This window comes from Paenibacillus sp. FSL K6-2859, assembly GCF_038008265.1.
Classification (GTDB): Bacteria; Bacillota; Bacilli; order Paenibacillales; family Paenibacillaceae; genus Paenibacillus_AQ; species Paenibacillus_AQ nitricinens.
In genome coordinates, this window is record NZ_JBBOYU010000001.1 from 4,015,468 (window position 1) to 4,027,432 (window position 11,965).

10 protein-coding genes are annotated in these 11,965 nt (G+C 43.4%); 2 read left to right on the forward strand and 8 right to left on the reverse strand.

The window, feature by feature from the left end; all coding sequences use genetic code 11:
* Positions 1-115 precede the first annotated feature (115 nt).
* The 3 genes from MHB64_RS17915 to MHB64_RS17925 are packed head-to-tail and all read right to left on the reverse strand — an operon-like array spanning position 116 to position 3,697.
* A complete protein-coding gene (locus MHB64_RS17915) occupies positions 116-1,747 on the reverse strand; it encodes an extracellular solute-binding protein (protein ID WP_094868841.1) in 1,632 nt (543 codons plus the stop codon).
* 57 nt (positions 1,748-1,804) lie between these two features.
* Positions 1,805-2,704 (reverse strand): carbohydrate ABC transporter permease, encoded by a 900-nt coding sequence (locus MHB64_RS17920; RefSeq protein WP_094868840.1) that lies wholly within the window; start codon positions 2,702-2,704, stop codon positions 1,805-1,807.
* Between the two features lie 24 nt (positions 2,705-2,728).
* Positions 2,729-3,697: an ABC transporter permease gene (locus MHB64_RS17925; RefSeq protein WP_256989700.1), complete on the reverse strand. Its 969-nt coding sequence runs from the start codon at positions 3,695-3,697 to the stop codon at positions 2,729-2,731.
* A gap of 250 nt (positions 3,698-3,947) precedes the next feature.
* Here MHB64_RS17925 and MHB64_RS17930 point away from each other — a divergent pair, with 250 nt between their 5' ends.
* Complete coding sequence (locus tag MHB64_RS17930) at positions 3,948-5,387, forward strand: response regulator (RefSeq protein WP_341135055.1); 1,440 nt, start codon at positions 3,948-3,950, stop codon at positions 5,385-5,387.
* Complete coding sequence (locus MHB64_RS17935; RefSeq protein ID WP_341135056.1) at positions 5,374-7,152, forward strand: cache domain-containing sensor histidine kinase; 1,779 nt, start codon at positions 5,374-5,376, stop codon at positions 7,150-7,152. The genes MHB64_RS17930 and MHB64_RS17935 overlap by 14 nt, the downstream gene beginning before the upstream one ends.
* A 71-nt stretch (positions 7,153-7,223) precedes the next feature.
* Here MHB64_RS17935 and MHB64_RS17940 read toward each other — a convergent pair whose 3' ends face one another.
* From MHB64_RS17940 to MHB64_RS17960, 5 genes are all read right to left on the reverse strand, one after another.
* Positions 7,224-8,621, reverse strand: a complete 1,398-nt coding sequence (locus MHB64_RS17940; protein ID WP_341135057.1) for a sulfatase — start codon at positions 8,619-8,621, stop codon at positions 7,224-7,226.
* 106 nt (positions 8,622-8,727) lie between these two features.
* Positions 8,728-9,561, reverse strand: coding sequence for a helix-turn-helix domain-containing protein (locus MHB64_RS17945; RefSeq protein ID WP_094868837.1), 834 nt, complete (start codon positions 9,559-9,561; stop codon positions 8,728-8,730).
* 39 nt (positions 9,562-9,600) lie between these two features.
* A complete protein-coding gene (locus MHB64_RS17950) occupies positions 9,601-10,581 on the reverse strand; it encodes a formylglycine-generating enzyme family protein (protein WP_094875243.1) in 981 nt (326 codons plus the stop codon).
* A 35-nt stretch (positions 10,582-10,616) separates the two neighbouring features.
* Entirely contained in the window at positions 10,617-11,150 is a 534-nt protein-coding gene (locus tag MHB64_RS17955) for a chromate transporter (protein ID WP_094868835.1), read from the reverse strand.
* Between the two features lie 11 nt (positions 11,151-11,161).
* A complete protein-coding gene (locus tag MHB64_RS17960; RefSeq protein ID WP_256989699.1) occupies positions 11,162-11,824 on the reverse strand; it encodes a chromate transporter in 663 nt (220 codons plus the stop codon).
* Between the last annotated feature and the right edge of the window lie 141 nt (positions 11,825-11,965).

Below are 11,965 nucleotides of genomic sequence, written 5' to 3' on the forward strand. Positions count from 1 at the left end.
CCTCCTAATCTTATAATAAGTATGCGATCAGTAGCGCCGCACATTCTTGATTCTTCTTCAAATCATTAAACGGAAGATCCGGGCTGTTTCAGCCCGGATCTTCTCTATCCATCAATTATTCAATACCTTGTTCTTTGGCCTTCGCATTTACTTCTTCTATCATTTTATCAAGACCTTTAGCCTTATAATCGTTCAAAATGTTATTCCAGTAACTTTCAACGGGTTCTTTGGAAAGCATAATCTTCAGCAGATCATCATGGTCAAGCACAGTAAATTTATCCTTTGTTGGGGTGGACATATACGTTAACCGGATGTCGTATTCCGGAACCTTCGTATTATTCTGAATCCAATCGATATAATCGACAGCTTCTTTGCGGATCCCTTCATTAGCGATCGTCGGGTTATCCATGTTATAGCTATCTGAAGTTTCATAAGCCACCAAATTCTTTAGAAATCTGCTAGCTGGATACTTCTCATTTAATGAACCCTTTTCAATGACAACCTTCTGCCCATTTTCGATCTTGTAATCGACACCTTCAATGCCATAAGTCAACAGGTCCTTGCCTTCAGGAGACAACACATAATCATAAAGTGCCATGATGCGATCCATCTTTTTATCGTCAACTTTATTGCTGAAATAACTTTCCGACCAGTACGTTTTAAAAATAGCATGTGAGCGTTCACCATCAGGTCCAATAAGTGGCTTGAGTGCCTTTATGCTCTCCATGATATCCTTATCCGGATAAGCTGTTTTCCAGCGTTTTTCATACATATCGCTATTTAAATTTATAAAACCGCCACCGCTTAGAAGAGCAGCTGCTTTGCCTGCTACGAAATTGTCATAAGACTCTGCCGGCTTAACAAGCGCAATGTCTGGATCGATCAAACCTTTTTCGTACATATTCTTCATGTTCTGCAACGCTGGAAGCGCATTTTTCGAAAATACAGCGGGTATAAACTTACCATCCTCTTTGATCCATTTAAAGTCACTGCCGCTTCCATCACTCGTGGCAACCGGGTTACCGTACAACCAGAAGAATCCGCCCAGCATCTTGGTAGTTGTCGTCGTAAGACCGGTAATATGCTTACCTTCCGGATCCGACTTCACGATTGCATCAAGCATAGCTTCAAACTCTTCCCAGGTCTCAGGTTCTTTTGTGATACCAGCTTTTTGAGCAAGATCCCATCGATAGAACACCATACGATCCAGTGCGCTCCAATCGACACTCGGGAACATCCGGCGAGGAACGGTATAATACTTTCCGTCTACACCTAAACCTTTAATGTCCGGCGATTCGAAGTATTTTGCAAGGTTAGGGTACTTAGAAAGCTCCGGAAGTGCTTTGACAACACCTTGTTCAACCCATTTACGCTGATATTGCGTCCCCACAGCGTCGATCGCGAAAATATCAGGCAATTGACCGGAAGCAGCCCACATTTGAATCTTCTGGGTATAGTCATCCCAGGTCATATTGACAGGTTTTAATGTAATGTTGAACTTTTCCAACACTTGTTTGGCGATTGGGTCTTTTTCGATGTTAGCAATTTCAGCATCCGCGTCCCAGAAACCAAGAGAAATGGTCATTGGATCCTTGTAAGGGGTGTCCGTGGAATTAGAAGAATCTGGAGATCCTTCACCATTTGATGCCGCCTGCCCTTTGTCGTTATTGCCTCCACCGCAAGCTGTGAGCACCAAAGCCAATAAAGTTATGCATAATGCCAGTGTCATCATTTTCTTTCTAAGCATGCTTGAAACCTCCCTTTATACTATTTTAGGATAGAATCAATCTATTTAAAATCTTTCTTATCCTTTTATCGAACCTACCATAATCCCTTTATTAAAATGCTTCTGCAGGAACGGATAAACAACAATAATCGGAATACTCGAAACTACAATTGCTGCCATTTGAAGTGCAGGTGTGTATACCTTCCCCGTCTGCTCCTGCTCGGCCATCGTCTGTGCCATTTGACTTAGCAAGGAATTCGAAGTAATGAGTGTCTCCCGTAGATAAATTTGAAGCGGTGCTTTTGCAGCATCACTGATAAAGATCAACGCGTACCACCATTCATTCCATCTTTCCACGGCATAGAACAAAGCAAAGGTTGCCATGAATGGGGCAGAGATTGGAATAATGATTTTGTAAAGGATGTACAGATCATTTGCCCCATCCAGCTTAGCTGACTCTTCCAAACTTTCTGGAATCGTATTGAAATAGTTTTTCATAATGATCAGGTAAAACGTATTGAGACCGGCGGGTATGATCATGACGAATATATTGTTTACGAATCCTAGATCTTTAACGACTAGATAAAAGGGAATTAAACCCCCATTAAAAAACATAGTGAACAAGATCAAACTAAGCATTATGTTTCTTCCCGGCATGCCCCGCTTGGATAATGCGTATGCTCCAGCTACAGAGATCGTCATGCTGAACAACACGCCAAGCGCCGTTACAATGACAGAATTTAAAATTGAAGTCCAAAACTTCATATCCTGAAGCAACAGCTTGTATGCAGACAGGTCAAACGAAAGCGGAAAAATATAAAAGTCACTTTTACTAATCGCTTCGAACTTTGCAACAGAGATAATAAGAACATTATAGAAGGGGAAAAATGTTACTAGTGCTAGAAGCCCCAGAACTACGAATGCGACGATATCGAAGACACTCCATTTTTTCCCCTTTTTAACCGTTGTGTCGCTCACTTCCTTCTCCCCTTTTCCTGCAAATTAATACAGTCCTTCCTCACCCATTTTCTTAGCGAACGAATTGGCCGCCCATAAAAGAATCAGGCTGATAATGGACTTGACGACACCCACGGCAGTCATATATCCAAAGTCGCCCCCTATCGTGAATGAAGTCCGATAAATGTATGTATCGATCGTGTCGGCAACCGAATATACCGGTGAACTATACAGATTGAATATTTGCTCGAAGCTCGAACCTTGGGTTAGTAGTTGTCCAACTTGAAGGATTAGCAGGACTGCGACTGTACTCTTCAGTCCCGGCCATGCGATGTTTAGCAAACGGCGAAACCGGTTCGCTCCGTCCACTTCCGCCGCTTCAAACAGCTCAGGATTGATTCCTGCAAGCGCCGCTAAGTAAATGATTGAATCCCAGCCGATCTCTCGCCACACATGTGTGATATACAAAACGGGTCTAAATGCACTTTCATCTACAAGCGGAGAATTTGGATCCCCGCCAAACAACATGATGATCTGGTTATAAATCCCGTCCTTGCTTAAAATATTGATGATAATCCCCGACAGTACAACCCATGATATAAAATGCGGGAACGTCAGGATCGTCTGAAAAAACCGCTTCATTTTTGTCCTGGAAAACTCATATAAAACAATCGCCAGGATAATGGGCATCGGGAAATGAGTGATCAACTTCATCAAGCTGATAATGACCGTATTCCAAAATGCCCTTCGAAAATCGGGATCGGTCAACAGCGTTTGAAAATTTTCTAAGCCTAACCAGGGACTTCCCAGGATCCCCTTACTGTAATCAAATGATTTAAATGCTAACGTTACACCGTACATGGGAGCATAGCTGAAGAGGGCGTACCAGATTAACACCGGTAGAACCATGAGGTAAAAATACTTGTAATGTAAAATCGTTTTTCCTAAGCTTTGCTTAGGAGCATTAGTCTTTAAGCTTCGCTTAGGCGTACGAGCGGTTACAGAATCAGCCAATCTTCTCCCCACCTTTCTGTATGAGATTGTTTATGCTTGTAAGCGGTTTATATGGTAAATTATATCGGGAGTGTAAATTATCTTGTATAGAGGATACACCTCCGGTCATGTGGATTTTTCACACCTTAGTGCGTGACCTTCCTGTGACACGTAATATCGGACATAGTGAGCGTAAGATAGTCCATACCCCCCTTGATCCACAATCGCTAGGATTAATCTAAGAGCTCCATATAGAAAGGGGGATTCACTTATGCGTTCAGTGATTATTGCAGATGATGAGAAGTGGATTGTAGAGGGAATTAAAGCAGGAGTGAATTGGAAGAAATACGGCTTTGAAGTCATCGACGATGCCGAAAACGGGCAAGAAGCCCTGCAATTAATTCAATCGCTTCGCCCCACCCTTGTTCTAACAGATATTAAAATGCCTGTAATGAATGGACTTGAGCTCATTCAACGTGGCAAAGCTATCGCTCCTGATACAATCTTTATCGTACTTAGTGGACATGCAGAGTTTGCTTATGCACAAAAAGCGATGAATTATGGTACGTTCGGATATTGCCTGAAACCTTTTGAAATCGAAGAAATTGAAGGAATGCTCAACCGAATAGCCCAGCAGCACGAATCGAAGGTGGTTAAAGAAAGCCCTGTCCACGACTTCGAACTATATGAAGCGGTTTGTTCCGGAGATCTCGAACGAATTAGCTTATGGTTGGATGAGAAGAGAATTCCTTTGTCAAAGGATACGCCACATATCCCCATTGTTATCCAAGGGTTAAGTTCACCTGTAGATGTCGGCCAGTTCTCTCCCCTGGTCTTCCCGATGAGCCGCCGTCGGTTTGGCTACTTATTGGAAGAGTGCCAATACGAAGTCTTCCTTCGGGGTCTTGAATATACAGAGGTTTTACAAGAGTGCGGGGTTGGAATTGGTTCTCCTATTTCGGATATACACCAACTGGATGCGGCTTTAGAATCCGCCTCTCATGCTGCATTCAGCATGTTCGCAACGGGAATGCCAGGATGTTATCGGTTGATTCAGCAACAGGAAATACCGATCGATGAGAAGCTCAAAGAGATTTCCCGGATTCTTCATAATAAAGACCGGCTCGGTTTTATAGCAGCCATGGAATCGATAAAGAAATTATTCAAAGAGGGAACGTTTACCATTAAAGAAGCCTATTTGCTCTACACATCGATCCTGTACTTATTTCCTCGGGAAGGGACTCGGGTTAACGGCCGTTTTTTTGAAGGATATGAACAGCTCTATTATAGATACGGTACGGCTGAAGCTATGATCGATGATTTGATTCTTATGACGCTAGATATTTTTATGAACAGAAACGAAACTGATATTTCACGAATTTCAAACAACAAAGTCAAAGAGATCATGTTGTACATCCACAACCATTTTAATCAAGAAATCTCGATTCAACATTTAGCGAATCAGTTTTTCTTAAGTCCAAATTACTTATGCCAATTATTCAAGAAAGAAGTCGGCGAGACCATCATCGAACATATCAGTCGTTTAAGGATTGAATACGCTTGTAAAATACTGGTCGAGACGAACCTTTCCATTTACCAAATCGGCGAGAAATGCGGTTTTCAGGATTATTTCTATTTCACGCGAATTTTTAAGCGGCATCTCAAGATGACACCAACGCAATATAGGGAACAAAACAATGAAGACATTTAAGAGACTATCCATCCGTACTCAGGTTTTGCTATTCGGGTTGTTTATTGTTGCTATTATCCCAATCATCGTCTCTAGGGTATACCAACTATCAAGCGAGACCATCATTAATCAAAATACGCAATACAATACAGAGCTTGTCTCCCTTCTCAAGCAACGGATTTCTAACAACTATGCCAACGTTTCTTCCATGATGATGAATGTAGGGTACGATTCGACCGTCCAAAAGTTCCTAGTCGAGAATGATAAGCTTCGAGGCTACGACCTATCCCAAAAGGTAGAGGGGCTATTGAGTATCGCGCGAAATATGAATACAGACATCTTAGATATTATTGTTATCGGTAGCTCTAACACACGTATTTCATTAGCGGGAAGAACAAAATATGCTGTTGATCTTATGAAGACGGCTGGGGATGATGGAATCGTTCATTATCGCGGATACAGTCCTCCAGACAAGGTCATCGACAAGAGAAAATTACTGTTCGGGATGAACATCTTTGCTTCTGGTGACACGTCCCTATATGGCGAAAAAATCGGCTACATCGCAGTTATTGTGGATATGAAGGCTATTCAAACTGAAATTTCAGAGTACCCTCGATTGGTCGGAACCAGCTTTTTTATGATGGATGATAAAGGGCTGATCTACTCAAATAGTGATGAACCGGAGGACATGCTCCAGCAGTTTCAAACTCGGGCAACTGGAAGGAATGGAGAGTCAATCGTTGAAACAGTCAACGGAAAGAAATATGCTATTCAGTCCTTTATCTTACCGGAGATCTCTGGAAAAATCATAACCGCTGTTCCTGTCCATAATTTAATGAAAGAACTGGAGAAATTAAAGAAGGTCAGCTATGCTCTTCTAGCATTAATCTTGTTGGTCGTCTCTATTCCCTACTCTGTGCTCATGATGAATCTCTTAAGACCATTGTCTAGGCTTATGCGCTATATGAATCAATTAAAAGGCGGAAGTCTAGGAATATTGAACAACAAGGTCGATTTAAAAGGCTATGCTGAAATTGAAATCATCTCTCGGCAGTTCAACGATATGACAACGCGGATTCACGATTTGACGGACCAATTAATCGATGCAAACACCCAGCTTTACCAGACAGATCTGGAAAAACAACGTGCCGAATACTCGTATTTGCAAAGTCAAATTAATCCCCATTTCTTAAGCAATACTTTAGATACAATCAAAGGCGTTGCGATCGTAAAAGGAAATCGGGATATTTATGAAATGACTACCGCCTTAAGCACAATGCTCAAGTATAGCATCAAAGGCAAAGAGGAGGTCACTCTTGGGGAAGAGCTGAAAATCGCAGAATCTTGTGTGAGGATTTACCAAGGCCGTTTCCCTGACAAATTCAGTTACAAACTGTTCTGTCCACCTGAATGGTTACACATTCCCGTACCTAAAATGATCCTTCAACCTATTGTCGAAAATGCACTTGGTCATGGGCTTGAGGCTCAAGGTCAGGGAGTCTTGCTGATCACAGTAGAGAAAAGCGAAGCGGGACTGCTTGAAATCGCTGTAGAAGATAATGGTGTTGGCATCGTTGCTGCGAGACTGGAACAGCTAACCGAGCTGCTTGCTGGTAAGAACATAGAGTCCGGCGATCATATCGGGCTCCTAAACGTCAACAACCGTCTAAATCTTAAGTACGGTGATCCTTGCGGCGTTCTGCTGTACAGTAAGGAAGGTAGCGGGACGAAGACCGTTTTGAGGCTTCCCGGGGCTTTAATTGATCAGCAAGAAGCCAGAGTGTAAAAAAGGAGGTTGCCCATTCAGGGGCAGCCTCCTTTCCATTTGTCTTTCTTTCCTCATTCAAAGGGACAGCGCTAAGCATCCTGTGAGGATGAGCTCACATATCCTTTCGCATGATAGGGTCCACCTTCCATAAGTACCGTCCATAATGGATCGATATCACAGTCCATGGAGCTCATCATGTTGTCATGCCATTCATTCAACAGATAGACAGCCTTCATACAAATGTCTTTACTCACTTCGGCGAGATTATGTTGTTCATAAGGATCATGCTTCAAATCAAACAACATTTCTTTCGGAAATCCATGGTGTCCGTCATGATAGGTGCGTATATATAACCAATCCTCAAACCGGATGCTGCGTTGACACACATGCGCGCATTGTGAGATTACGAGATACTCACGCCCTCCTGAAAGTCCCTCCAGAATGGTATCAGCATAACTTTCACCATCCCAAGAAGGTGCCCCTTTCAAATTCAAAAGGCTTGCTAATGTCGGTCCGAGATCAAGGTGATAATGTAGTCCATCCTCCACGATTCCCTTCTTGCCCCCTGGCCAGCGGATAATCATCGGAATGCGGCAAGTCGCCTCGTCTGCTGTGCCGTGCTCGGAGTAAATCCCTAGCTCGCCCAGGCTCTCTCCGTGATCCGCTGAGATCAAAATAGCTGTATCTTCCATCACGCCAAGTTCTCTCAGCTTGGAAAAGACTTGCCCGAGATGTTCGTCCAGATATTTAACTCCAGCATCATAGTTGTCAAAGATAACACGCAGGTCGTCATGGTTCTTTATCTCCTGATTGTGCCTGAAATGCTGTTGGTAATGTGATTTAGCAAGCGCATTCATATCCTCGATACTGTGCTGTCCCTTCTTCTTTCGGTGAAGCTCAAACACCTCTTCAGTGATCCACTCAGGTAAAGGGTCCTTCTCGAACGGATTACCATAGCTCCTGGGTGTACGATAAGGTGTATGGGGATCCCAGAAATTCAGGTGCAGAAACCAATGCTCGGACTCCCCATTATCCTCAAGCCATTTAAGTGCCACTGGGAGCACCTGTTCTGCCGTCTCATGTCCCCTTCCGCCAACATTGAACACTTCTTGAAAACCGGCATTAAAGGTCCAGGCTGAATGTCGTTCGGCGAAGGTGCTGATCGACGCGGTTTTCATGGCCGCTTGCCTTAATATAGCTGGAAGACTTTCCATTCCCAGCCGGTCATTAAATTCGCGCTTCGCCCCTTCTCTACGCATATCAGCAGCGGTCCCGCCATGTCCTACAATCCCATTATGAATGCCAAATCGTCCCGACATTAAAGCAGAACGGGACGGTAGACACGGCGCATCTGAACAATAATAGTTGGTAAAGGTGACACCTTCTTTAGCGATTGAATCGATATTCGGGGAGGTATTCCGCTGATAGCCATAACATCCCAGATGGTCCGGGCGAAGCGAATCCAAATCCAAATACAAGATTCTCATGAGTTATACCCTGCCTTTCCTTTTCATCGAAATGGTTACGCATCGATTCGGGCAGTTCAGAATGATCTGCTCATGCTTATAGAGTATATGAATATGGTAAGCTCCGCTATGGAGTAACGATGTTTGTTTTTGTATATTCGATACTTTTTCGGTACTCTGCCGGACCCTTGCCGTATTCGCCACGAAATACCTTACTGAAATGCGAAGCATCATAATAACCACATCTCTGGGAGATATGCTCGATGGTATAATCCGTATACTCCAACATTTGTTTAGCTTGCTGCAGCCGCAATTTTCGTAGCATTTGCATAGGTGTCAATTTATATATTTTCTGAAACGCCCGGCTAAAATAAACAGGATTCATATGATAGAGCTTGGAAAGCTCCTCTCTACTAATCTCCTGATCAAGTCTCTCCTCCATATACTGCAACGCCTCGTTAAAACGGTCGGTGACATAGGGGTCTCGAGATGAGCGGCGCCCGCCAAGCTTGGTGCTCTCCATAATTTCATAAAGGAGAAAAAATGCCAATGAACCGACCTGAACATTTCTGAAATCATCCTCCTCCTGCAACCACAGGCTCCGCATCTCGTCAAACCTTCGCTCATATTCGCTTCGATCCCGGACCCGAATCACCTTGCCTAGCGGGAATAACTTAAAAAAATCATTTCCGTCTTTAACTTTAGCGTTAATATTAAACAGATAATGTACACCATCCGTTTTGGAAATCACATTAAAAGGCTCGTTAGGACGGTGGATCATCACGTCTCCGGCAGATGCAACATATTCTCCCTCGGAGGATGTCGTCAATACCTCACCTTTTTGGATATAGGAGACGGTATAACAAGACTGGACGTAATCGAATATAACCCGCTTCTGATATTGAATTTTTATGACGTCCAGCACGGTGATATCAAACTGACTATGAATGATAGAGGACAAAGAAGTTCCTCCTTCTAATGTAGTAGTCTTTATGTATTCTCAACCGGTATAATCAGCCGCACATCGAAAGCCAATATTTCCTGCAGAGCTGTCTGGTGTATTTTTGCTCCTGGCCGCCACCCGATAACGGTTACAATAAGATTTATGACACAAATACGATCCTCCGCGCATCGACCTTGCTACACCACTTACAGGGCCTCTCGGATTCTCGGATTCGGAAGTTAAATGATAGGCCTTAGTAAACCAATCCTCGCACCATTCCCACACGTTCCCTGACATATTATAAAGACCATATCCGTTAGGTAGATAGGATTTTACTGGTGCCGTACCTGCATAACCGTCACTGGCATGATTTTTATCAGGGAACTTTCCTTGCCAAATATTGCAACGATGTTCTCCGCCCGGTTTTAATTCGTCCCCCCAAGGATATCGTTTCTGAACTAGTCCTCCTCGTGCAGCATACTCCCACTCCGCTTCCGTCGGCAGACGTTTGCCAGCCCAGTGACAATAAGCATCAGCATCAGCCCATGATATGTGGATCACCGGATGATCATGGCGTTCATCTACATGGGAATCCGGACCTTCCGGATGACACCAATTCGCTCCCTCTACCACCCACCACCAGGGGGTTTGAGTAGCTACTTGGGTCACCTTTTTCCCTGTCTCCATGGAAACAAAAGAATGAAACACATAAGACCAGCCGAAACGCTCCGCATCTGTAACGTAGTTTGTTTCCTTGATAAAAGCAGCAAACTGCTTATTCGTAACTGCCGTTGCATCAATCAAAAAGGTAGATAAGGTAACATTCCTAGCGGGCCCTTCTCCGTCTTCGGGGAACCCCTCTTTGTCATCCGTCCCCATAAGAAAAGTACCTCCAGGAATAAGGATCATGTCCGAGAAATCTGTATCCCCTTCTGGTCTTTGGATAGTTGTGTTCTCCTTACAAACATCATCGATGGAACCTTGTTTCTCAACTTGATTTCGACTAGCTGAACAGCAAGCCCGTATATTCTCTGACATGTATTACCTCCAATCCGGGATCGTCCCGGCTCTGTCTAAAAAAAGGCTACACCAAGAATGCCAGAGGCAACAATAATGGTGAGCGGATGCAGCTTATATTTCATTAAACCATAAAGTGCAGCGAATACAATGATCAACGTGCCAATGGTTTGCCAAGTAACGAAGGCGTGTTCCACGCTATTTAAACCAAACCGAATCGCAGCATAGGCAATCAAACCCGTAATCACTGGTCGCAACCCATAAAATAACGTTTTAATCCATTGACTGTCCCTCACCCGATAAAAAAAGATGGAAATAAAAATGATGATGATTAATGAAGGCAGAACCATGCCTAATGTGGACACAATCGCTCCTTCAATTCCAGCTACACGATATCCAATCAAGGTTGCACTGTTAGTTGCAACAGGGCCCGGTGACATCCCTGCGATGGAAACTACCTCTTGAAATTCCCTTTCAGATAACCAACCACCAGCCATAGCTTCATGCTGAATCATCGGAATGATGGCGTACCCTCCCCCAAAGGAGAGCAGTCCAATTTTTATAAAGATAAAAAATAAATTCCAAATCACATCGCTTCCCCCTAGATGTAATACTCCGGATAATTCGACTCTTCATCTGAATCATTCAAGGAATCCTTCTCTGTCCGAACTTGGAGCCCAAAGAGCTGTTTGATTGGCATATATACAAACCCGATAATCAATCCAGCTGCGATCACGTAAATGGGATTGATTCCGGAAACTAATAAAACAATCGGTATAATTAGCGCCGTAACAGCCGTAGTCTTGTCAAATATAGCGTTCTTGGCCATTCGATATGCTGCTACTAGGATCAAGGCAATAACAGCACCATGAATCCCCTTCATGGCGGCAATAACTTTTGGTTGGTCGGCCAGAAGTGAGTAAACGGCGCTAAGCAAACAAACAATGATAAAGGTTGGAATCGTAATCCCAGCGATTGCAGCAATCGCACCCTTCACACCAGCAAGTCGATAACCAATGAATGCCGCCGCATTTACTCCTACCCCACCTGGTGCTGCGCCAGCTAAAGATAAAATTTCATCCATCTCCTCTTCAGCTAGCCATTTCCGTTTAGTGGAAATTTCCCGTTCGATCATAGGGATCATCGCATAACCTCCCCCGAAAGTAACAGGACCGATTCGAACAAATACCCAAAACAACTGGAGCAATAGACTTATCCTTAGGTCTGTATTCGTCATCGCATTTGTTTTCATAGTTGTTCTCATGGACTCCACCCTTATATTTTCTGTCGTAATTTCATTATATCACTTTTTCCCAAAATGGAATTAAGTTTTTTGAACGGTAAAATACATTCTTCGGGTTATGCGTTATACTATATTAATGTTAATAAATACAAACTTTATTAA